Origin of the sequence: Pantoea ananatis LMG 2665, from assembly GCF_000710035.2 — a bacterium.
GTDB classification, from domain to species: Bacteria; Pseudomonadota; Gammaproteobacteria; order Enterobacterales; family Enterobacteriaceae; genus Pantoea; species Pantoea ananatis.
Genome location: NZ_JMJJ01000009.1, coordinates 132,223 through 156,243, shown reverse-complemented (window position 1 = coordinate 156,243; position 24,021 = coordinate 132,223). Strand labels below are relative to the sequence as shown.

The window sequence follows — 24,021 nt, the reverse complement described above, 5'->3', positions numbered from 1 at the left end:
TTAAAACGCTGTTTTAAAAAGTTGACGATGACGCTAACAAACGCGAGACTGAAGCAAATGTAAACTACAGGCCTTAAACCATGACGCATAAAAAAATCGCCGTTATCGGTGAATGCATGATTGAACTGTCCGAAAAAGGCGACAACATTAAACGCGGCTTTGGCGGTGATACGCTCAATACGGCCGTTTACCTTGCCCGACAGGTCGATCAACACAAAATCCGGGTGGATTACGTGACGGCGCTGGGAAACGATCCCTTTAGCGCACAGATGATCGCCCGCTGGCAGCAGGAAAACGTGCATACCGACCTTATCCAACGCCTTGAGGATAAAATGCCCGGTCTGTACATGATCCAGACAGACGACCAGGGCGAGCGCACATTCTGGTACTGGCGCAATGACGCGGCGGCACGCTACTGGCTTAATGGCCCTCTGGCAGAAGACATTTGCCAGCAGCTGGAACATTACGACTACCTTTATCTCAGCGGTATCAGTCTTGCTATCCTGACTGACGCCAGCCGTGCAAAGCTCATGCAGCTGCTGGCAAACTGCCGCAAAAACGGGGGCAAGGTGATTTTCGATAATAATTACCGGCCTCGCCTGTGGAAAGACAATGCCAGTACTCGCCAGGCCTATCAAAAGATGCTCGACAACACGGATATTGCCTTCCTGACGCTGGATGACGAGCATCTGTTATGGGGCGTGCAGCCTGTCGAAGACGTCATTGCCCGGGCACGTCAGGCAGGCGTTAGCGAGATCGTCATCAAGCGCGGTGCGGAATCCTGCCTGATTGCCGCGGAAGACCAGCCTGTTAGAGAGGTTCCGTCAATCATGCTGGCTAAAGAAAAGATTATTGACACCACGGCGGCGGGCGATTCGTTCAGTGCGGGCTATCTGGCTAAGCGTCTGGTTGGCGCCTCGGTCGAGGAGGCCGCCCAGCGTGGTCATCTCACTGCCAGCACGGTTATTCAGTTTCGTGGGGCGATTATTCCGCAGGAAGATATGCCTGCATAATTGCTCTGTCGCGTGGCCAGGGTGAGACGAGTATCCTGGCCATGCCTGACTGTAAACAGAGTCAGTATGAATCGCATCAATCTGGTCTGCCTGGGCGGGCGTTATAGGGAAAATCCCAGGCCTTTTATAAAGGCATCGGTTTTAAAACGCAGGTGACTGAGCAGAATCCGCCCATTGTGTTTTTCAATCATGCCGGCACCAGGCTTGAGCTTTATCCGCTGCAAAATCTGGCAAAAGATATCAATGAAAGCCATCCGCCTGCGCTGGCTGACGGCGGGTTCAACGGGATTACTTTTGCCATAAATGTTAAGTCAGAGCAGGAGGTCGATGATCTCATAGCTTTGGTACAACATCACGGCGGAACCAGGTCAAGCCGCCACAAAAAGTCCACTGGGGCGGCTACAGCGGTTATTTTCGCGATCCCGATGGCGATTACTGGGAGATTGCCTGGGCATCCTTCTGGAAGTTTAACGCTCGAAACAGGCTAATTATTGATGAAAGCGCGTAGCGCTCGCGTTCTGGCGCAGTGCAGCCCGTGCCAGACTTCCCGCTTGCACAGCGATTAACCGCGCAGCAACACATCACTTTCTTTAAATAAAAACACGATAAATATGTCCTCCGTTTCCGTCATGGCAAAAGGAAAATCCATTCATTTTACTTAAGTCAGCCAACCCGTTTTCTTCCTGCTTTATCCTGCCCTCGTCCGTTAATGCTGGCTAATCTTAATTCATTTTTATTCCTTTAAAATTATCGGCTTAGCACCATGTTCAGCATGCCAGGCATAGTCTGAATCTCGGCATTTTAGCGGTTTTGAGTTGGACGATTAGGCCAAAACAGGCCATCTTTTAAACAGCGACAGCAGGATGCTGTTTTCACGGCCGCGAACAAAACAACGACAACATCTCTCGCATCAGGACACAGCTATGAATACTGAAATCATTAATATCTGGCCTAATGGTGATGCGCCCGGTGCCAGCGATTCTCGCGCTCAGCCACAAATCGTCGATACGGCAAAAGAGTACGAACCCTACGATCGCGTGGCAACCGGCGTTCGCTGCCCGGAAATGGCTATCTGGCATCCTGTGGAATCCAACGGGATTACGCTCCTGGTCGCGCCCGGCGGTGGCTACCATCGCATCATGATTGACCGTGAAGGCAGCGCGCTGGCAACCTTTTTCACCTCTATGGGTTACACCCTGGCCGTCATGACCTATCGCCTGCCCTATGACGGACATCATGAAGGACCAGATGCTCCACTCGCCGATGCGCAGCGAGCCGTGCGCGTCCTGCGTGAGCGGGCGCAGCGTGGGCTGAACGGCAAATACATTGTTATGATGGGTTTTTCGGCTGGCGGCCACGTTGCCGCAAGTCTCGGCACGCGGTTTGCGGAGAAGATTTATCCCGTTCAGGACAACGCAGAGAATTTTTCGCCTCGTCCGGACGCTATGGTGCTGGTTTATCCTGTGATCAGTATGCGTGATGGCCTGGCCCATGAAGGCTCGCGCACCCGTTTATTAGGCGCATGGCCTGACCAGAAAGCGATTGATGCCTATTCACTCGAAACCCGGGTGCACAACCAGGTGCCGCCGACCTTGCTGATTCATGCCGCCGATGATGATGCCGTCCCGGTGAATAACAGCATGGTGTTTTTCAGCGCATTACGGGAACACAATGTTCCCGTCGAAGTGCATTTTTACCAGAAAGGCGGGCACGGTTTTGGCATCCGTGGCGTCGCGGATTTGCCCCTCGCCAGTTGGCCAATGTTAGTGACCGAATGGCTCAGGGCAAAAACCTGATGGATCAGGAGGTCGGTGGCGCTGCATCACCGGCAGCGTTACTGTCCGGCTGGCTGACGTCCCCGCCTGCCGCTGGTGCAGATGCTGTCGCAGGCAACGTCATCAGCTTATCCCAGCCCGTTTTAAGGCTCTTAACGTTGGTTTCTGATTCACCTTCCGGTTGAATCAGTACCATCATTAACTCCTGACTAAGTTGCTGCCGCAACTCCTGATTGAGCTGATCGCGCGTCAGGCCGGAGAGAAAATCCTGCCGCAGCTTTTGATACTGCTCCGGGGCAATATCTACCACTGAATTGCGCTGCGATCGTAAACGCTGGCTAATCAGCACGTCAGTATCTGTGCGCGCGTAGGTTGTGAACAGCTTATTCAGCTCCAGAAGTTTTTGGGCCATCAGGGCATCAAACTCTTCCTGTGGCAAACCGTTATCGCGCACGGCAGCCAGCTCGCGGGCAACCAGGTTCATATTCTGTTCCAGGCTGTCATTGCGCGTATCCATATTAATGGAACACTGCGCACGCTGGTAAAGCACCCGACAGTCAAATCCCACCTGCACACCCTGAACTTTTTTATTGCTCATCGCGCGCTGCACGTGCCAGAACAGCGCTTCGCGCGCCAGATCGCTACGCCAGTAACGCTGCAAGTTCTGTGAGTCCCGGATGGGCTGCCACGGCGTATCCCAGACAAGGGACAGGCGATCCTGCGCTAACGTGCCGCTGACCAGATTAACCGGATCATGCGGTAAAGGAGACAAGGTGGGCATGGATGCAGGGGCGCTGCGCTTGCCTTCCAGCGGTGAAAACGCTTTGTTGATTTGTTCGGAAAGGTTACGGCTGTCGACATTGCCGACGACATAAAGTGTCATGGCATCTGGTGTATACCACTGCTGGTAGAAACTTTTCAGCTGCGCGACGTCAACGGGGGCACGCGGCTTCTCAGCCGGATCGTGCGCTAGCAACGCCGATCCTTTCAGCCGATAGCGCCACCAGACATCCTGAGTATCCGCAGGCCAGGTTCTTACCGGATCGGAAGCGGACAGGGCTGTATCGACAACCTGATTGGTAATCGCCATATCACCCGCCGTGGCCGCCAGCCAGTTCAGGGCTTCTTTCAGTAACTCAGGGCGGTTATTGGGCAGGCTTAAATTGTATTGCGTGTAATCATACGATGAAATAACCGGCGGCAGAGGCCGCTGTGGATCGATACTCTGCTGCCATAATGCGCGCTGCTGATTCGTATCCAGGGCGGTATTGTGTACCAGCGCCAGGCGTGACAAAAGGTGGCTAAAACCGGTTTGCTGGGCGCTTTCCACCAGTGAACCGGTATTAACCACCATGCGTAACTCAATGCGATCGCTTGGCCGTTGCGGTGTTGCCAACAGTTGCCAGTTAAATCCGTTGTCCAGTCTTCCCTGTTGCCAGGCTGGATCAGGTTGCAGCGTTTCTGCCGGCGCACCGTAACTGGTCGCTGCCAGTACTAATCCACCAACCAAAAGCCGAATTCTGGTGCCCTGCATGTGAACCCCTACTCAAACAATTCAAAAATCGTTATCACTGGCGCGTTTAGCCGCGTTTATAAGCAAACCGGACATGGCCGATTCGCGCTGCCGATCATTAACAACAGGTTTGACCACAGGAAGACCGGGATGTCACGCAACGAAGTGAAAAACGTTGAAAAAAACAAGTGGGGTTTATTATCCAAATGCCCGCTGTCAGGGCAAGTGACAGCGGGCATTTGAGAGGATTAAATCACATTCAAAGGTTAAATCGCAGATTCTGAGGGATTTTCTGCCTTATTTTTGCCCGCCAGCGTGTCACCCAGCTGTTTTTTATCCAGCTGATCAACCCATTTTGCCACCACCACCGTGGCGACGCCGTTACCGACCAGATTGGTCAGCGCACGCGCTTCGGACATAAAGCGGTCAATACCTAAAATCAGCGCCAGGCCAGCAACCGGTAAATGTCCTACTGCTGAAAGCGTTGCCGCCAGCACAATAAACCCACTGCCCGTTACCCCGGCTGCGCCCTTGGAAGACAGCAGTAGCACGACCAGCAGCGTAATTTGATGGAAGATATCCATGTGGGCATTGGTGGCCTGGGCGATAAAGACAGCCGCCATCGTCAGGTAGATTGAGGTTCCGTCCAGGTTAAAGGAATATCCTGTTGGAATCACCAACCCCACCACGGACTTCTTACAACCCAGCCGTTCCATCTTATCCAGCATACGTGGCAGTGCAGATTCCGATGAAGAGGTGCCCAGTACAATCAGCAGCTCTTCTTTGATATAGGCAATGAATTTAAAGATGCTGAAGCCACCGAAGACGCGAGCGATGAGTCCCAGCACCACCACCACAAACAGAATACAGGTGATATAGAAGCAGATAATCAGCTGTCCAAGCTGGACCAGTGAACCTACGCCATATTTACCGATGGTAAAGGCCATGGCACCAAATGCCCCGATAGGCGCAAGGCGCATGATCATATTGATGATGCCAAAAATCACTTTGGAGAAGCTTTCGATCACGTTGAAAATTAACGTGCCCGTGTTGCCCAGACGATGCAGCGCAAAACCGAACAGGACGGCAAATAACAGGACCTGCAAAATGTTACCGCTGGCAAAAGCACCAATCACGCTGCCCGGAATCACATCCAGTAGGAAGGCAACGATGCCTTGCTGCTCGGCCTGCTGGGCATAAATAGCCACAGCTTTCGCATCCAGCGTCGCGGGATCAACGTTCATGCCCACACCAGGCTGTACAACCATAGCCCTGCCATAGTCGCTGGAAAGGCCCCAGCGCCAGGCTTTGCGGATCGTACCACCAGATATTCAGCGGCACGCGGATGGCATCGTAACTAAAGCGATTTGAATAACCCACCGCGGGCGCGACGGAGCCATCGGCGTTCAGCGCGACCCAGTCAAGCGGCAGATCGCTGTTGCCAAAATGCATCTTGCCCAGCAGCGCCATCCCGCCGTCAATCAGCTTGTTCCAGACCTGCAAATGGCTGCGCTGGCCGAACTCCTGCCAGGCGACAAACAGGAAATAAGAGGGATTCAAAACCACATAGCTGTTCTTATTGAATCCCTGCGCGCCCGGCATCATTACGGTGTAGCCACCGAAGTTCGTCACATCGAGTTTGACTATCGCACGCTGAATGCGGTCCGATTCCTGCTGATAATCGCTTGCATTCCATTTTTGCGCTGCCCGTTGCAACGCCCATGCAATCAGCACATCGCCATCGGACGCGTTATTTTTATCCGCGACAGGATCCTGTGCATCAGGAATGTAGCGCCAGTAGAACAGATCGTTTTGCGGATTGCGCAGGTTCGTGCGCGTCCACTTCCAGAGTTTATCGAAGGTCGCGCGATCGTTATAAGCAACCGCCAGCAACATGCCGTAACCCTGGCCTTCCGTGTGACTGACATTATTATTTGCCGTATCAATAATGCGTCCGTCTGACTGAAGAAAGCGGCTTTTATAGGTATCCCAACCACTTGCCATCGCCTGGGTGCTAAAAAACATCATAAACAAGACCAGAATACCGGACCACACTGGCTTAACTCTCATCAGAGCACCTTATTGATATCGAAAATGCATGGTATGACCATCGTTCAGCTCCAGCACAACCGGTACGGTTTTACTGCCGCCCTGGCCCTGAAGCCAGCCGGAAAACATCCCCGCCAGGATGGCGCTCAATGCCGCCTGCCAGTGAGCGACCGACTGTGTGCTGTCGCCGACAGGCAGAGCATGATGCTTAATCAACAGGGCGTTTTCCTGCGGCTGTAACTGCACAAATCCCCAACTGAACCGGGCCAGCTGCAGGTTCACTTCTCGTTCGAAATCCTGCACCGTACGCGATTCAGGTAAAGGATAGCGTGTCGCCAGCGATTCGCCCATGCTGTGTAGAAACGCCTCCGCCTGCTCCTGGCCTGCGTTGGCGATCATTCCTTCGACCATAACGCTGACCAGATCAAACCAGCCAGGCTGATACGGGTGGGTCATCCCGCTAAATGCTTCACTCATTACTTCTCTCCGAATAAATAACGGAAATAGAGCTGCGCCGTGCTCTCGTTATAGTCACCAAAGGTGTCATAACCCAGCTGTCCGCCAATCGTGACATCTTTATCAATTTTGTAATCCGCGCCCGCATGCAGGTTATAACCTACACCGTTTTTACTGTTGCCGTCATAGAAGGCGCTTTTCACATTGCCATTGGCAGCCAGCTGCTCCAGCTGCGCCTGACGGCCCGCATCGCCCGGGAAATAAGCACTTTTATCCTGACTGTAGCTCTGGTAACCCACTGCGCCGCCAATGTTAACTTTAAGATCGTCAAACGTGCGTGAGAAGTCGACTGGGAAAGAAATCGACGCATAGTCCTGAGGGCTGAAATAACCGCCCTGACCATAGCTAAAGTAGCTGAGGTTTTTCGAGAAATTCATCCAGGACAGGCTCATGCCGACCTTTAGTTCACGATCGTCAGCATAGAAAGGACGGACATAAACACCCGCATTGGCTTGCAGGTTATTGTTACTGGCCACGTTATTCCCCACGTAGCTGTAAGCGCCTGCCCCGACAAATAATCCGGCATCGCCGTTGTCATAACTCAGAAGCGCATTGCCGCCGTTTTTGGTGACGTTCCCCCAACGTTTGCCGCTGGATTTGTCTTCCGCGCCAACATAAGACAGCAGGCTGTCGGTAATAGCCCGGCGCTCACCGGTCAGAATCAGCGTCAGGAAATCCGTGAGTTTCGGCGACCATTGCACCCCTCCCACCAGCGTATTGAGATCCTGGCCCAGTGGCGTGCTGCCCAGATCGACTTTATAGCTGTCGCCCTGAAGGGCAAGATTCAGCTCCACACCGGATGCGCTTTGCGAATCTGTTGTGGCAGTCGGGACATCGTCGACTTTGGCAAGACCGGCCGCGACCACTTTGCCCTGCTCCAGCGCATTCGTGCCAAAGCGACGCCAGGCATCGCCTGCACCGCTACCCGCCGTGAGTGAAACGGGTGTCATGGTAAAGTTGAAACGCGCATCGCCAAACGGCACGGTAGAGAAGGTCAGCGGTGCTTTGGCTTCCGTTAACTGACTCAACCCTGACTCACCGTCACGCCCGCGCACCTGCACGGTGCCCTGCGCCCAGGTGCCGGTCTTTTCCTGCAACCTCTCCATCATGGCGTCAACATCGTGCAGCGTCTGAGCTTGCTGAGAGGAAACCGTGTTGGCACTGGCCAGGGTGCCCTCCTGCGCGCCCTCTGCGGATACCGGCGCAACCTGCCACGGCAGCACGGTGCCATAGCTGGACGGCGTGCGCCCCACGGGCGAGGTACTGCGATTGATAAAGGGATTGTCGGCCAGGGCCAGTCCGCCAATGGTCGGCGTGGCACCCGGCTGTGCGCCTTGCAAACCAATAATCTGACCGCGCGCCGAGCGTAGATAGCGCATGGCCTGCATGTGATCGCCATTGGCCTCGGCGACCTGCGCCAGGAGCAACTGACGCTGTGGCGTCTGGCTCGACGTCAGTCCTTTTGCCAGTTCATTGGCACGCTGCACGTTATTTTGTGCCAGCGCGACATTGATTGCGCCAACGCGCGCATCCTGGGATGGCGTATCCTGGGTCATCAAATAGTCGTAGACGACGCCCGCGTCTTTATTCATTTTGCCGTCCTGATACAGACGGGCCATGGCGAACATCAAATCACGGTTCTGCGGATCGCGCTGCAGTGCACCAATCAGCTTATCGTAGGCAGCTGCATACTGCTTCTGCTGTCGCAGCCGATCAACGTCGTTAATCAGGTAACCTTCACGTATCTCTGCCAGCTGCTTTGGTGTACTGCGTGTCTGCAGTTCGGGCAGGCTAAGAAAACGTTGTGCCTCATTGTCCAGCCCGGCCTGATTCAGTACGGCTATCTGAGCGGCATAATCTCCGGCATTCCCCTGAACACCGCGCTGCATATTTCCGCGAACCACCGCCACCGCACTGTTGATATCGCCGGCCTTGGCCAGCTTTTGTGCCAGGTTCCCGGCATCAACAGGATTATCAGGCGGATTCACCGCCAGCGCTTTCAGCGTGTTTGCCGCTGCGGCATTCGATCCTTGCGCCAGATACTGGTCGGCCGTGGCCATTTGCAAATTGAAATTCACACGCTGCGCCAGTTCCCGCATATCACGGTTTTGCTCGCGGGCAGGGATACCCGCCAACAGGGAACTTGCCTGCTGCCAGGCTCCACTTTCACTGGCGTTGATAGCGCCCGCATAGCGTTCCGTGGTGCTGGCACCACTCCGCATCACCGGCTGCATGACGCCTGCCGCCAGCAGGGTATTCCCTTGCTGGCGATAAAGGCGGGCGAGGTCGAGGCGTAACCAGCCATCCTGCGGATAACGCTGGATACCTTGCTGCAGGGTGGCAATCGCGGCATTGATATTGCCTGCCGCGACCTGACGTTTCGCCTGCTGGCGAATCGGATCAACGCTGCTGCCTCGCGGCGCCACACTTTGCCTGACGCTTTCCGGCAATGAGGCCAGTAACGTATTGGCTTCAGCGCTGCGGTTCTGCTGACGCAGCACGTAGAACAATCCTTCGCGTGCGCTCCGGTTATCGGGATCGGTTTTCAGAATCGCGCGGTAAGCCTGCTCTGCCTGATCGGGCTGATTACTGCGGCGCAAAATATCGGCACGGAATAAGCCGGCCGCAACGCCCTTCTCACCTTCGGCATGCGTCAGCGGTTCGCTCAGCGCCAGTGCCTGCGCGCTGTCGCCATTTTTAAAGGCCTGCTGGGCGCTGGCTAACTGCGCATAAAAACGCGCATCAGCAGCCTGCTTCTGGCGATCGGCGCTTTGATCGCCACCCAGTTGCGCCGCGCGCTGCAGATAATCCGCTGCGTCCTGATAACGGCCTTCTCGCTGCGCGACGTATCCCATCCCGGCCAGCGCATCCGCATCCTGCGGGTTAGCCTGTAACACTTTGCCGAAATTGCTTTCTGCCGTGTTCACGTCGCCGCTGTTAAGCGCGCTAAATCCCGCGCCTTTTTCGGCTCCGCCCACGTTCTTGCGGTAATAGTCCATTACCGCATTATCCTGGGGATGTCGCTGCTGCCAGGTCTGGTAAAGCGAGGCATCCGATGCCTGTGGACCCAGCCACAACAGCGCCTGACGAAGAGAACGATCGGCATCCTGATTGCCACTTGCCAGCGTACTCAGCAAGTCAATGCCTTCACGTCGGGTCGAGTCCTGATAAGTCAGCGCCTTGCCCAACGCCAGTTTGGCCCCCGTATCCTGAGGATGCTGGGCTGAAAACTCGCGCAACGCTTCAATCGCCTGTGGCAGCAGCGTGCGATCGCCGGCCATGGTCAGATAATATTCGGCAGCCACGCTGGCGGGCGGTTCGTTGCCGCTAAAGGTATTGCGCCAGGTCTGCAAGGCCGCCGCAATATTTCCGCTTCTGGCCTGCTGACGGGCCAGCGAGAGTTGCGCCTGGGGAATCGTCTGCAACTGACGGGCATTATCCAGTTCAGCAAGGTGCGGATTGTCAGGTGAAACCTGACTGAGACGCGTGCGATACTGCATCGCTCCTGCGTTGTCACCGCTTTGTTGCGAATAGAGCGCCAGCAGATAAAGCGCCTGAGTATTGTTCGGCTCAACCATGAGCACTTTTTGCAGTGACGCTTTCGCCAGGTCGTCATGAGCCTTTTGATGCCAGTAGGCCGCCTGATCAAAGAGCGCCTGCAAGGCCGGGTTGCTGCTCTCCGCCGCCTGCAATGGCAAAGACAGCGAGAGCGCCCCGCCCAGTAACAACGCACGACAGATACCGGCGCTGATTTGGTTTTTATTCATTATGATGACCCTTACTTCTTACCGGCATCGCGATTGTGTTTTGACTGTAGACGCCGCGACGCATGTCGTTTCAGCATCACCCACGCGGCACTCCCCACGATGGCGGAGAACAGCAGTGCAGCCAGCGCCATTAATACCGAATGCTGATTCGCGTACCACACCACCATCATGTACCACGGCATCTCGCCGCTAGGGAACTGTGGCCCCACCCGGAAACTCCGGATACCGTTCTCATCGGTGATAATCGCCGTATCACCGCGTACCGCCGCGTTGATGCGGGCCGAGCCTAAATCACCGTGCAGGCGCAGCAGTTGATCGTCGCTGGTCGCCACTGCCATGACCACCAGACGATCCGGATTCCACATTGAGCGGTAGCTCAGAAACCCACGCCAGGACTCATTCGAAGAGAAGTAGCGATCGGCATCCAGCGGCTGGCGATACCAGTCGCCCACCAGCCAGCTACGTAATTTTTCGAGCGCAGACGGCTCTTTAACCCCTAACGCACTGCCGTTGGCCTCGTACGGGGAGTTCGCCAGCATCGCCTGGTTAAACGCACTGTTGCCTGTCGTGCTCACTGCCAGTATGTCACTTTGCTGAACGCGAGCCAGGTTATTGCCGCCGACTGGCAGACCAAACAGAACCTGATTTTGTGCCAGCGCCACGCCGGTAGCATTTCCTGCCCTGGCAGACAGGTTTAACAGTGTTGAGATCTCCGCATCGCTTGGATTTTCAGGCAACAGCAGCGTGGTTTGCGAAAAGTCAGCCAGCCGGGAAAACGGGAAAGAGGCACCCACAAAATAGGAGAGATTGGGCAGCATACTGAAATGCCGCGTGTGGCTGAGATCAATCCAGGAATCGTCTTCGATTCGACTTTTGATATTGTTGTTCAGCAAAACGCCGCAGGGCGCATCGGCTTTAGGCTTGATGTTAAAATAAAGCGCCAACTGGTTGTCGCCATAAATCAAATAGGGATCAAGGTTAATCTGGTAATGTTCCTGACGCGCATCTCCCCCTAAGCGATGCCAGGCGCTTTCAAGTAAGCCCACTTTATTCACCGTCAGATTGCGCAAAAACGTGCCGTTCAACGTGACGTTAAGCAGCGAGTTTTTCTCGTCAATCCAGTTTTCCGACGGGAAACGGTAGTGCAAATAGAGTGGGACCGTATCGCCATCCCAGAGGAACAGGTCGGGTGCAGCGCGGAAATTCACCCGCATAGCATCGTGCCAGATGCCGGTCGCCGTCAGGCTTTGATCTTTACGCAGCAGTTCACTCAGTCGCACGGGATGCGTCGTATTGATCCAGTGCGGCGCATCGTAAGGACTGCGCAGGACAATGGACTGCGGTTTGACCTGCATGCTGTTGCTATCGGTCGCCAGTGGCTGGGTGGTCAGACGATAAGCGGCCTGGCGCAGCTGACTTTCATCTTCGCCACTGACCAGCAGGAGCTTATAAACCGGATTACCCGGATTATCGACCATCTGCAGGGATGGACCACGACTGGCTGGGAAGGTTAGCGTACCGATCCTGTCACCAGGATGACCAAACAGGATGCCGTTTTTTTCCGGCAGATTACCGCGCACGACAGGAAAATGGATGCCACGATAATCACTCTGAATACCCAACCAGGAGGCCACCAGCACCGCCGCAGTCACCGTATCCGGCGTGACATTGTCGGCAAAGCTAAACGTCACGTCAGCCGCAGTCATACGCTGAGGATCGATAAATGGACGCGGGAAATTACGCAGGCTGGTGCCAATATTTAACTGCTGGCCTTCAAGGCTCAGCATCGTTTTAGGCAGAATAGTGACCTGGTACTGCTCTGCGCTGTCTTTTTCACACAGCAGCTTGTCCGCGTCGTTAATTTTGAAACTCAAATTGTTACTGGACACAATCATCGCTGCCGGAATGTCCAGCTGATAATCGCTTTCATCGCTGTCACCCGACCCCAGCGGCAGCGTGCCAAGCGGCTGTCCGTTTAACATCAGCTGCAATGAGGTATTGCGCGCGGCGAGCGCCTGGGAAACGCGCAGGGACAGGTTGAGACGCGCGTTGGTCACCACCTCGTCGCCCGGTAGGGTAAAAATGATGCCTGACTGCAGTTGTCCGCCAGTCAGCGTAATGCCCTGACGTTGTCCCATCTGTGCCACGTTTAGCGTGCTGCTCACCGGCTGGTTGAGCATGCTGCTGACCATTGAGGTTGTGTCGACGGAGGAAGCGGCCTGGCCTGGTCTGTAGGGCGTTTCGCCTGCGGCGGCCTCCAGACCCGTTTCCGCATTACCGAGGCCGGCTGGCGGTGGCACGCTGGATAACGCGCTGCTGTCCTGAGTGACGGGCGAAGCGCTGCCGGCAGGCTGTGCATCCGCCGTTGCGGGAACCTTTTCTCCGATCTGTGTGGCCGAATCGGCAACGGCGGCACCCTTAACGGGCGCCGTCGGGCTGGCAGATACCGTACTGTTCTCAGGCGCGCCAGTCGCAACACTCGATGCCGAGCGGTTATCCGCCGCACTGCTGTCCGCAGGCGTGATCTGGCTGCTAAGTGCAGGGTCGCTGCCCGGGGCCGCGCTGTTATTTGGCGCCACACTGTTATTCGGTACCGACGCCGCACTGTTATTTGGTACCGCACTGTCGCTCGGAGCCGCACTGTTATTCGGTACTGCACTGTCGGTCGGAGCCGCACTGTTATGCGGTACCGCACTGTCGGTCGGAGCCGCGCTGTTATTTGGTGCCGCACTGCTGTTTGGCATCACACTGTTGTCTGCAAGGGGCGTTTCAGCCGAGGCCGGAATGACCCACAGCACCGCCGAGAGAGAACCGGCCAGCATCGACTGTATCAAGATCCTCATACTGCGCTGTCCTCTTTCGCCGCAACGTCTGGGCCGCTCTTACGCTTCTCACGACGATCTCGCCAGGTCAGCCAGAACAGTTCAAAAACCGTTCGAATGATGGTGCCCAGAGAGGTTAACGGATTGTCCTGCTTATATTCAGGCTGGATCCACGCATCGGCACGCGCCAGTACCACGCGCACCAGTTCGCGGCGACGTGCCAACGGCATGGCACCAAAGCTCAGACGAATGCTTTCTTCATCGCCCGATATTTTGGTCGCCGGAATAGTAATGGTGCCTGATTTCAGTATCAGATCGATCTCTTCAATCGTATCGTGCTCATGACGATTATCTGGCGCATCCAGATTCGCGCCGCCCATCGACAGATCGCTGGTCATCGTGCGGGATGAGATGCCGCTGGCATAGTGGATAATGGCCGGAATCTGTACCTCGATACGAATCGTTTTTCGTACCTGCTTGGTTTCGCGTGCCACGGCAATGGCTGCCATCAAAATGATTAAGCTAAAGACTGCCCACCCGACGTTGAGCGCAATCACGTAGGGATCCACGCCAAAATAGTCATGCATGGTGGCGCGCACGATGCCCGCCACAATGCCGATGCTGAGCAGAAATGCAACGATGACGTGAGGACGAACGATATGGAAATCAAAGAATCCCTGATCCAGTACGCCGCCCTTATCCGTCACGTTAAATTTTCCGTGTTTGGGTGAAAGCAACGTGAGGATAGTCGGGATGACCAGATGAAAGCACATGACCGTTTCATAGATTTCACCCCAGAAGGTGTAACGGAAACGGCCATTCATGCGTGAGTTAACATACAAGGAGAGGACAAGATGCGGCAAAACGTAGGCGAAAATCAGCGACGCCGACGAATGGATGATATTCAGATTAAACAGCAGATAGGCAAGCGGCGCGGTCAGGAAGACCACTCGCGGCAGACCAAACTGGAAATGCAACATGGCATTCAGGTAGCACAGCCGCTGTTGCCATTTTAAGCCACGGCCGAACAGCGGGTTATCCACGCGAAAAATCTGCGTCATACCACGGGCCCAGCGTGTACGTTGAATAACGTGCAGCCCGAGGCGCTCGGTCGCCAGGCCAGCAGCCAGCGGAATCGCCAGAAACGCGGATCCCCAACCCAGACGCTGCATTTTCAGCGCGGTGTGCGCATCTTCGGTAACCGTTTCTACTGCGAAGCCGCCGATCTCTTCCAGAGCTGAACGACGAATTACAGCACAGGAACCACAGAAGAAGGTCGCGTTCCAGTTGTCGTTACCCTGCTGAACCGGGCCATAGAACAGCGATCCCTCATTAGGAATACTGCGAGCGGCACTCAGGTTACGCTCAAACGGATCCGGCGAGTAAAAGTAGTGTGGCGTCTGCAACAGTGCCAGCTTAGGATCTTTCAAAAACGGCCCCACCGTTGCCTGCAGGAAAGTCCGGGTGGCGACGTGGTCACAGTCAAAGACGCAAATCAGCTCCCCTTTGGTAATCTTCATCGCGTGATTAAGATTACCCGCTTTAGCATGGCTGTTATCATCACGAGTGATATAGCCCACTCCCACATCGGCAGCGAAAACGGCAAATTCTCTGCGTTTACCATCATCAAGCAGGTAAACCTTAATTTTATCGCGTGGATAGTCGATGCACTGGGCAGCCAGAACCGTGTCGCGCACCACGTCGAGGCTTTCATTATATGTCGGGATATAGACATCGACCGTTGGCCATAAGTGGGTGTCTTCTGGCAAGGGTTCAATAGTACGTTTTAATGGCCATGTGGTTTGCAGGAAACCCAGGATTAAAATCAGCCAGACGTACAGCTCAGCAATATATAAGCCGATGCCAAGTATCGCTTCGATTTCAGAATTAAAATACAGGGTTTCCGTTGTTCGCCACCATATATATCGGGACGACATCAGGGCGGAAAGAATAACCATTACGACCGTTATTTTACGGCTTTTACTGACCCCCAATAAAAACACCATACCGATGCTTATCAAGCCAAAAATATACTGCTTTTGGCTATCCATTGGCGTGATAATGATCACCGCAGCAACAGGTGCAAGCACCAGCAGCAGCAGGTAAAACCCGATTTTACCCATGTTCCACCCTGAAAGAGCTGTTTTTTTAAACCTGGCCTGGCCAGGTCATTACATTTAATAGTTGCTGGTGTGAATCTGTGCCTGAACTTCGCCATTCCCTACATTGACATTCAGAATACTGGCGACGCGTTTAGCGATCAGTTCAATATCAAAGGCAGCGGCGGATGACGGGCTGAAATCATAAACAGATTGCTGTGAGGCATTCGCTTCACCCACACTTTCATCGCGATGAATCTGGCCCAAAAGATTATCGCCGAGACGTTGCTGAATAAAAGCCGTCACGTCACGATTAATATTCCGGCGATTGTCGCACTGATTCAGAACAAAATAATGTCCGTGTTTACTGTTCAGCGGCTGACCAATCAGGCGATTTTCTTCAATATGCGGTAATAACGATACTGAGGCGGTATCGGCCAACATCACGACCAGATGCATATCGGCTAAGGTCTTTATCGCTTTAAGCGCAGGGCTGGGGCCCGGCGGAAAATCCGCGACCATGACCAGACCGGGATAGTTCAGTAACGTGTCGAGGCCGCGCTTAATGAAGTGAGGATCTTTGGTCAGGTTTTCTTCAAACCGTTCGCGCTGGGATTCGGTCACGTTGCCGTAGGGCAGGACAAAAATATTTCCGCCGGTAGTCAGAATAGACTGGCTCCAGTCCGCCTGTTCCTCCGAGCGCGCAACAAAGCCGCGTCCATCGTGCAGCGGCACGCCAAAATGAAGGCGCAGGGCGTTCTGAACATCAAAATCGATTGCTAACACTTTGCTACCTGAACGGGCCAGACTCCAGGCCAGATTCGCTGCCAACGTCGTTTTCCCCACCCCACCTTTGGGCGAGCACACACAAACTAACGGCATAAGGCAATCTTCTCCAGTAGCGGTTTTAATAACGTTTCTTTTGGTAAATTTTCTGACCCACTGCTGCGCGCGCGGAAGAGCCCGCTAAAACGGCTATGATCTGTGGCAGGAACGTCAGTATTCGGCTGCGCCGTTACCTGTGGTATCCGCGTTTCTTTCTCAGTTACGGGCGAAACCCTCACCGCATCCTGTGCAACAGACTGCGCGGAGGGAGCCGGGAAGAGAGGTGAGGCAGAAGAAGGGGCAACGGGCGCCACAACGTCAACATCGGGTTCGCTATTGGTCAGGCTATCCATAATAGAATGCGAAGACACAGCAGCAGGCGGCGTGACAGGCTGAGAACGCTCCGTCACCTCAGGCATGCTGAATTCGTCACCCTGAATCGGCTGGGGCTGAGGCAGATCAATACGTTGTCCCCCACTAAAAGGCATGTGCTGGTCTTCGCTCGCCAGTTGACGAATGAGAGACCATTTGCTTTTATCCGCCGCTTCCTGCGATTGGCCTGACATATCCTGAAAGGCGATGTCGAGCGTTTTTGTCTTTTCCTTAAAACGCTGCAAGTCGTCGTAATTTTTCATAGACCCTGGCCTACAACTAAGGGGGGATTTTTCCAGGAATATATCATAATAATTTAAACACAGTGAGATAATTCTGATTACAAAACCGACGAATTCAATAAGAAAGCTTAATACTAATCACTACTCTTTAGCAAAAAATGAGTACTATTTCACATATATCCGTAAAAATTGTTGAGACCATCTTAAGTTAAATATTTTCACAGGTGATTAACATCTTAGCGATCGCTTACATCAGGATAGCCGCTGTTCCAACCCTTTGTATTTTTAGGCAAAAAAAATTTCGTTCGGTTCGGCATTTTACCGGCTGGTGTGCCTTTTCCCTGGACAGATTCCGTGTTTTCAAATTACGGCTGGTAAAGTATTACCCTGCTAATTATCGCTAATTAAAAAACCGATCGCTGTTGAAATCATTATCTTTTAGGACATTTATCTCAGGGGTCGGTTTGTTTAATCCATCCACGGGGTAAAAAAATAAAGCGACTTCATCCTGCTACAGTAGAACGCTGGCACTGAAAACGCCCCTGTTCATGTCGCTAATGTATCAATTAGGGTGAAGACCTCTCGTTTTCCCTCATGACCACCCGCTAATGATTGTGCCGGTACGAAAAGGTTACGCTGATGAACAGGCTTCGGAGGCGCAGCAGCAGCGCCCAGGCAGCACGTTTCGCCGGCAGGATGTGGCACGGAATCTGGAACGCACATCGCACGTTGCTGGACTTTCACAGGCGAAGGCGAATGAAAACGTTGTGTCGTTAAACAGACAGAATAACGAAATGAACGTACGGCGGTGATGGCGGAATCCCTGTGGTTAACCCCACGAGGATTCCGCCTGTCACTGATTAAGGCTGGCTGGCAGACTCGACTGATGCCGTTAGCTGGCTTTCATCCTGGTCAACCGCGAAGCAGGCTATCTGTTGGTCGCCATACTGCTTGAGTTGGGGCTGCAGCTGGACACAGGTGCCAAAACGACGCCGGCAGCGGGCATTGAATGCGCAGCCGGGCGGTGGATTCAGCGGGCTGGGGAGTTCCCCGGTCAGCTTAATACGTTCACGACGCTCATCAGGATTGAGCCGCGGCGTGGCAGAAAGTAGGGCCTGGGTGTAAGGATGACGTGGATTGGCAAAAATCGCCTCTTTGCTGCCCTTTTCCACGCAGCGCCCCAGGTACATCACCATCACGTCATCTGCGATATGCTCGACCACGGATAAATCGTGAGAAATGAACACATAGGACAGCCCCATCTCTTGCTGCAGATCCATCATCAGATTAAGCACCTGTGCCCGTACGGACACGTCCAGTGCTGAAACCGGCTCGTCAGCAATCAGCACGTCTGGCTCAAGCATCAGGCCACGGGCAATGGCAATACGCTGACGTTGGCCACCCGAAAACATATGGGGATAACGATCGTAATGCTCGGTTTTCAATCCTACCTTTGCCATCATCTCCAGCGTTTTCTCGCGACGTTCCGCTTTACTGAGTGAAGTATTGATAACCAGCGGCTCTTCCAGGATCTGGCTGACTTTTTTGCGTGGATTCAGAGAACCATACGGATTCTGAAAGACGATCTGAATCTTCTGCCGACGCAGCTTCTGGGCGTGGGGATCGTGTTTTAACAAATCCTGACCGTGCCAGTAAAGCTGACCTTCTGTTGGCGTTTCAATCATGGTGAGTAAACGGCCCAGTGTGGATTTACCGCAGCCAGACTCTCCGACAACCGCCAGCGTTTTACCGCGCTCCAGATTAAAAGAGACGCCATCCAGCGCTTTAACCAGGCGTTCCTGACCAAACAATCCTTTCTTCACCGGATAGTGTTTTTTCAGGTCGATAGCCTGCAGCAGATACTCGTGCTTTGTATTATCAGGACTCATAAGTTGGTCTCCCGGCATCGTCCAGCGGATAGTGACATTTGGACTGACGTCCCGGAATCGTCCGCAGTTCAGGTTCTTCTTTACGGCAGCGGTCATTGGCATAAGGGCAGCGCGGATTAAGCAGGCAGCCTGACGGACGATCGTATTTTCCAGGCACGACACCGGGTAATGAGGCCAGCCGTGCTTTGTCCGCCGCGAATTCCGGTAACGCCCTGAGCAGTGCCTGGGTGTAAGGATGACGCGGCGCTTTAAAGATATCCGTCGCTTTGCCACTTTCCACAACCTGCCCGGCGTACATCACAATAATGTGGTGTGCGGCTTCCGCTACCAGCGCCAGATCGTGAGTAATCAGGATCAGCGCCATGTTTTCCTGCCTTTGCAGATCCAGCAACAACTCAATGATCTGTGCCTGAATTGTGACGTCCAGCGCGGTTGTGGGTTCGTCAGCAATCAGCAGCTTTGGACGACAGGCGATAGCCATGGCGATCATCACGCGCTGGCTCATCCCGCCCGAAAGCTGATGAGGATAAACATCCAGACGCGAAGCGGGGTCGGGAATCCCCACCTGATTCAGGAGGTCAATTGCCCGCTGGCGGCGGGTGCTTTTATTACCGCCCTGATGCACCTTGATGGCTTCCATGATCTGGTAGCCCACGGTATAGCAGGGATTCAGGCTGGTCATCGGGTCCTGAAAAATCATTGCAACTTCGGCGCCCACTAACTGACGACGTTCTTTTTCAGAAATCCGCTTCAGATCGCGTTGATTGAACTCGAGTTTTTCCGCCATGACTTTTCCGGGAAAATCGATCAATCCCATGATGGCCAGAGAACTCACGGATTTACCCGAGCCGGATTCGCCAACAATGCCCACCACCTGGCCTTGCTCAACCTGGTAGCTAATGCGATCAACTGCGCGGAACGGTGCCTTATCGTCGCCGAAATGCACCGATAATTTATCTACATTTAATAATGCCATCTCGGTGCCTCTTTACTGCTTGAGTTTCGGGTCGAGGGCATCACGCAAACCATCGCCCATCAGGTTAAATGCCAGCACGGTAAGCAGAATGACTAATCCAGGGAACGTCACCACCCACCAGGCACTTTGCGCATACTGTAAGACGTCGGAGAGCATGGTGCCCCACTCCGGCGTTGGCGGCTGCGCACCCATTCCGAGAAAGCCCAACGCCGCCATATCGAGAATGGCGTTGGAAAAGCCTAATGAAGCCTGAACGATCAACGGTGCCAGACAGTTAGGTAAAATGTTGACGAACATCTGACGCAACATGCCTGCCCCCGCTACACCGGAAGCCGTCACATAGTCCCGGTTCACTTCAACCAGCACCGCTGCGCGCGTCAGACGGATATAGTGGGGAAGCGCGACAAACGTTAGCGCAATGGACGCATTAACAATCGACGGGCCAAAAATGGCGACCAGCACCAGCGCCAACAGCAGGCTGGGCAAAGCCAGCATAATATCGACCAGGCGCATAATGGTGGCATCGACCGCCCCGCCGATATACCCGGCCAGCAAACCAAAAATGACACCAAAAATCAGCGACAGTACGACCACCATACAGCCAACCAGCAATGACAGGCGGGCGCCATACATCAGACGCGACAAAATATCGCGACCCACGTCGTCAGTGCCAAGGATATAGCTCCAGCTTCCGCCTTCCTGCCAGACAGGCGGATGCAGCAGAGCGTCACGGAACTGCTCCGCCGGCCCGTGCGGCGCCAGGACGTCAGCAAAGATGGCGATCAATAGCATTAACACGATATAAACCAGGCCCGTTACTGCGCCTTTATTACGTTTAAAATAGTGCCAGAATTCCTGAATCGGGGTCATCGGCTTGGGTGCAACATTTACGCTTGCGGGATCAACAACAGACATGATGCCCCCTTATTTCTTGTGGCGTATGCGCGGATTCACCACGCCATACAGCAGATCAACCAGCAGGTTGACCAGGATGATCAGAATAGCCGTCAGTAACACACCGCCCTGCACAACGGGATAGTCACGGCGTTGCAGCGCTTCGATTAACCAACGGCCAAGGCCCGGCCAGGAAAAAATGGTTTCAGTCAGGATTGCGCCTGCCAGCAGCGTACCGACCTGCAGGCCGATAACGGTGACAACCGGCAACATCGCATTACGCAGCGCGTGAATGACAATGACGCGCATACGCGTCAGGCCTTTCGCACGCGCCGTACGGATATAGTCTTCCCCCAGCACTTCCAGCATGGAAGAACGCGTCATACGTACGATGACCGCCAGCGGAATCGTACCCAGCACGATAGCGGGCAGAATCATGTGCATGACCGCATCTTTGAAGTCGCCAGGCTCACCCCAGATTAACGTATCGATCAGCATGAAACCGGTGAGCGGATGGCTGTCATCCAGGAACACGGTATCTGCAACACGTCCGGAAACGGGCGTGAGATTAAGCTGAACAGATACCAGCATAATCAGCATGATGCCCCACCAGAAAATCGGCATTGAGTATCCGGTCAGTGAAATGCCCACCGCGGTATGATCAAACACCGAGCCACGTTTCACCGCAGCCATGACGCCGACCGGGATCCCTACGCATACGGCAAACATCATGGCGCAGATGCCCAGCTCAAGTGTGGCTTTAAAGCGCGGAACGAATTCGGTCCACACAGGAATGCGGCTTTTCAGTGAAATGCCTAAATCCCCATGCAGAACGCCATAGATATAGTGCAGATACTGCTTCCACAGGGGTTGATCGAGCCCCATCATCGCCATCAATTCAGCATGGCGCTCAGGGGAAATACCGCGCTCGCCTGCCATGATAAGCACCGGATCGCCCGGAATCATGTGCACAAACGCGAAGGTCAATAATGTAATACCGATGAACGTTGGGATGACAAGCCCCAGACGCCGGAGTATGAACTGCAGCATAGGCGTAATTCTCAGTCGTTTTCCCCTGGCCCTGGCCAGAGATAACATTGCTCATTAACCGCACCCGGCGACAGCCGGACGCGACGCAAGAAGCGCTTCTTTAATAAAAGTAATTAGCCGGAAAAAAAGAGCAGGCAACAGGCGATCGGTGGCGATCGCCTGAGGGCCGGAAAAACCGGCCCTTACTGCAATAATCCGAAAGGTTATTCCTGAATATCGACGGTTTCGAAGTGATGTTTACCTAATGGATCAACCACATAGCCGGTGACTTTCTTACTCACAGGCTCATAAACGGTTGAGTGCGCAATGATCAGTGCAGGCGCCTGATCGTGCATCACTACCTGAGCTTGCTTGTAATATTCAATACGCTTGTTGTGATCGGATTCTGCACGGGCTGGCTGGATCAGATCTTCAAACGGCTTGTAACACCAGCGGGAGTAGTTAGAACCGTCTTTGGCCGCCGCACAGCTGAACAACGTCGCGAAGAAGTTATCTGGATCCCCATTATCACCGGTCCAGCCCATCATCACAGTTTGGTGTTCGCCCGCTTTGGCGCGTTTCAGGTACTCGCCCCACTCATAGGTCACGATTTTGGCTTTAACGCCGATTTTGGCCCAGTCAGACTGAATCATCTCAGCCATGCGGCGTGCGTTCGGGTTATATGGACGCTGAACCGGCATCGCCCACAGGTCGATTGAGAAACCGTCAGCCATACCAGCTTCTTTCAGCAGGGCTTTAGCTTTCTCCGGATCGTAGGCGTAATCTTTAACGTCGTTGTTGTAGCCCCACATTGTCGGTGGGATCAGGTTTTTCGCTGGCTGGCCCGCGCCCTGATATACCGCATCAATGATGGCTTGTTTGTTAACCGCCATGGTCAGTGCCTGACGCACTTTCACGTTATCCAGCGGCTTCTTCTCAGTATTAAACGACAGATAACCGACGTTCAGACCAGGCTGTTCCATCAGATTAATTTTGCTATCTTTTTTCATGCTGGCGATATCAGCCGGGTTCGGATAAGGCATGATCTGACATTCGCCTTTCTGCAACTTGGCGTAGCGCACTGAGGCATCTGGAGTGATTGAGAAAACCAGCCGATCGATTTTTGGCTTGGTTCCCCAGTAATCCGGGTTAGCTTTATACAGAATACGCGAGTCTTTCTGGTACTGCTGGAGCACAAATGGGCCCGTGCCAACCGGGTTCAGGTCAACTTTCTCTGGCGTACCGGCTTTCAGCATGTTGTCGGCATATTCTTTAGACATGATGGAAGCAAAATCCATCCCCAGGTCAGCCAGGAAAGGCGCTTCAGGACGCGTCAGCACGAAGCGTACGGTATGATCGTCCACTTTTTCGATTTTGCTGATCAGCTTTGGCATATCCATACCTTCAAAGTACTCATAGCTGCCGCCAGAGACGTTGTGGTACTTGTTGTTTTTATCTAACTGACGCTCAAAAGAGAACACCACGTCATCAGCGTTTAACTCACGCGTAGGTTTGAAATCTTTCGTCGTCTGCCATTTCACGCCGTTGCGTAAATGGAAGGTATAGGTTTTACCATCAGCACTGACGTCCCACTTTTCGGCCAGGCCCGGCACCAGTTCGGTCGTACCGGTTTTGAACTCAACCAGGCGATTATAGATAGGTACAGAACTGGCATCATAGGTTGTACCCGAGGTAAAGAGCTGCGGGTTAAACCCTTCCGGAGAACCTTCCGAACAATAAACCAGGGTTTTTGCCTGAACACCTGCGGCTACGGTCATGGCGACGAGGCTCAGACCGACCTTCAGCATCCTGGATTTGGCCAGGGAGTTGATCATGCTTTTGCTCCATTGTGATGTGTTGTTGTGTGCATTGCCCGACCTCTGGTTTTTTTATGCGGTTCAGGCGGTCCACCCTGCGGGTGTGATAAGAGTGAGATAGTTTGTTTGGATAATCCTGATTGATAAGCACCCATCAGAAAAATCTGTATCTGCACTGTTATTGACGCATCAATTTGTCAACAGTTGCAAAGAACGTCAATACAACGGTTACTTATTTACACAGAGTGTGAGGAATAGCAAGCAACGATAAAAAAAACCCATACAGACGCAATGCCATATAATGCACAGCGGCATGGGTTTATATGCCATGTATTCTGCTACACAGGTCATAAATGAGCAGTGATTTGCGCTAAAAAAAAACAGACATCATTTAGCGCCAAATGTTGGATATCTGAACGATTT

Annotated in this window: 15 protein-coding genes and 2 pseudogenes; 3 read left to right on the top strand and 14 right to left on the bottom strand. The window is 53.7% G+C overall.

What is annotated here, in order from left to right; all coding sequences use genetic code 11:
- Window positions 1-80: 80 nt before the first annotated feature.
- The 3 genes from kdgK (at window position 81) to EL29_RS18665 (ending at window position 2,809) form a co-directional block, all read left to right on the top strand.
- Window positions 81-1,013, top strand: a complete 933-nt coding sequence (gene kdgK / locus EL29_RS18675; RefSeq protein WP_014594997.1) for a 2-dehydro-3-deoxygluconokinase — start codon at window positions 81-83, stop codon at window positions 1,011-1,013.
- Between the two features lie 176 nt (window positions 1,014-1,189).
- Window positions 1,190-1,501 (top strand): VOC family protein, encoded by a 312-nt coding sequence (locus EL29_RS18670; RefSeq protein ID WP_028716129.1) that lies wholly within the window; start codon window positions 1,190-1,192, stop codon window positions 1,499-1,501.
- A 435-nt stretch (window positions 1,502-1,936) separates the two neighbouring features.
- The gene (locus EL29_RS18665) at window positions 1,937-2,809 is read left to right on the top strand and encodes an alpha/beta hydrolase (RefSeq protein WP_014607005.1); all 873 of its coding nucleotides are present in this window, start codon (window positions 1,937-1,939) and stop codon (window positions 2,807-2,809) included.
- 4 nt (window positions 2,810-2,813) lie between these two features.
- Here EL29_RS18665 and EL29_RS18660 read toward each other — a convergent pair whose 3' ends face one another.
- From EL29_RS18660 to dppA, 14 genes and pseudogenes are all read right to left on the bottom strand, one after another.
- Window positions 2,814-4,322: a M16 family metallopeptidase gene (locus EL29_RS18660; RefSeq protein ID WP_013024042.1), complete on the bottom strand. Its 1,509-nt coding sequence runs from the start codon at window positions 4,320-4,322 to the stop codon at window positions 2,814-2,816.
- 245 nt (window positions 4,323-4,567) lie between these two features.
- A pseudogene (locus tag EL29_RS18655) lies at window positions 4,568-5,566 on the bottom strand (dicarboxylate/amino acid:cation symporter); the annotation flags it as partial.
- A pseudogene (locus EL29_RS18650) lies at window positions 5,565-6,371 on the bottom strand (family 8 glycosyl hydrolase); the annotation flags it as partial. The pseudogenes EL29_RS18655 and EL29_RS18650, both read right to left, overlap by 2 nt.
- Before the next feature lie 9 nt (window positions 6,372-6,380).
- Complete coding sequence (gene bcsD, locus EL29_RS18645; RefSeq protein WP_013024038.1) at window positions 6,381-6,827, bottom strand: cellulose biosynthesis protein BcsD; 447 nt, start codon at window positions 6,825-6,827, stop codon at window positions 6,381-6,383.
- Window positions 6,827-10,633 carry a cellulose biosynthesis protein BcsC gene (locus EL29_RS18640; protein WP_028716128.1) on the bottom strand — a complete coding sequence of 1,269 codons (3,807 nt, stop codon included), beginning with the start codon at window positions 10,631-10,633 and terminating at the stop codon, window positions 6,827-6,829. Before EL29_RS18640 ends, bcsD begins: the two co-directional genes overlap by 1 nt.
- A gap of 11 nt (window positions 10,634-10,644) precedes the next feature.
- A complete protein-coding gene (gene bcsB / locus EL29_RS18635) occupies window positions 10,645-13,476 on the bottom strand; it encodes a cellulose biosynthesis cyclic di-GMP-binding regulatory protein BcsB (protein WP_029571471.1) in 2,832 nt (943 codons plus the stop codon).
- Window positions 13,473-15,578: a UDP-forming cellulose synthase catalytic subunit gene (gene bcsA / locus EL29_RS18630; protein WP_013024035.1), complete on the bottom strand. Its 2,106-nt coding sequence runs from the start codon at window positions 15,576-15,578 to the stop codon at window positions 13,473-13,475. Before bcsA ends, bcsB begins: the two co-directional genes overlap by 4 nt.
- 54 nt (window positions 15,579-15,632) lie before the next feature.
- Window positions 15,633-16,436: a cellulose biosynthesis protein BcsQ gene (gene bcsQ, locus EL29_RS18625; RefSeq protein ID WP_014594990.1), complete on the bottom strand. Its 804-nt coding sequence runs from the start codon at window positions 16,434-16,436 to the stop codon at window positions 15,633-15,635.
- Window positions 16,427-17,014, bottom strand: coding sequence for a cellulose biosynthesis protein BcsO (bcsO, locus tag EL29_RS18620; protein WP_013024033.1), 588 nt, complete (start codon window positions 17,012-17,014; stop codon window positions 16,427-16,429). Before bcsO ends, bcsQ begins: the two co-directional genes overlap by 10 nt.
- 839 nt (window positions 17,015-17,853) lie before the next feature.
- On the bottom strand, window positions 17,854-18,882 hold the full coding sequence (dppF, locus tag EL29_RS18615; RefSeq protein WP_028716126.1) for a dipeptide ABC transporter ATP-binding subunit DppF: 1,029 nt from the start codon (window positions 18,880-18,882) through the stop codon (window positions 17,854-17,856).
- Window positions 18,872-19,858: a dipeptide ABC transporter ATP-binding protein gene (dppD, locus tag EL29_RS18610; RefSeq protein WP_013024031.1), complete on the bottom strand. Its 987-nt coding sequence runs from the start codon at window positions 19,856-19,858 to the stop codon at window positions 18,872-18,874. Before dppD ends, dppF begins: the two co-directional genes overlap by 11 nt.
- A gap of 12 nt (window positions 19,859-19,870) precedes the next feature.
- Complete coding sequence (gene dppC, locus EL29_RS18605) at window positions 19,871-20,773, bottom strand: dipeptide ABC transporter permease DppC (protein ID WP_013024030.1); 903 nt, start codon at window positions 20,771-20,773, stop codon at window positions 19,871-19,873.
- A gap of 9 nt (window positions 20,774-20,782) precedes the next feature.
- Window positions 20,783-21,802 carry a dipeptide ABC transporter permease DppB gene (gene dppB, locus EL29_RS18600; protein ID WP_014607013.1) on the bottom strand — a complete coding sequence of 340 codons (1,020 nt, stop codon included), beginning with the start codon at window positions 21,800-21,802 and terminating at the stop codon, window positions 20,783-20,785.
- A 203-nt stretch (window positions 21,803-22,005) separates the two neighbouring features.
- Window positions 22,006-23,616 (bottom strand): dipeptide ABC transporter periplasmic-binding protein DppA, encoded by a 1,611-nt coding sequence (dppA, locus tag EL29_RS18595; RefSeq protein WP_014594987.1) that lies wholly within the window; start codon window positions 23,614-23,616, stop codon window positions 22,006-22,008.
- Window positions 23,617-24,021 lie beyond the last annotated feature (405 nt).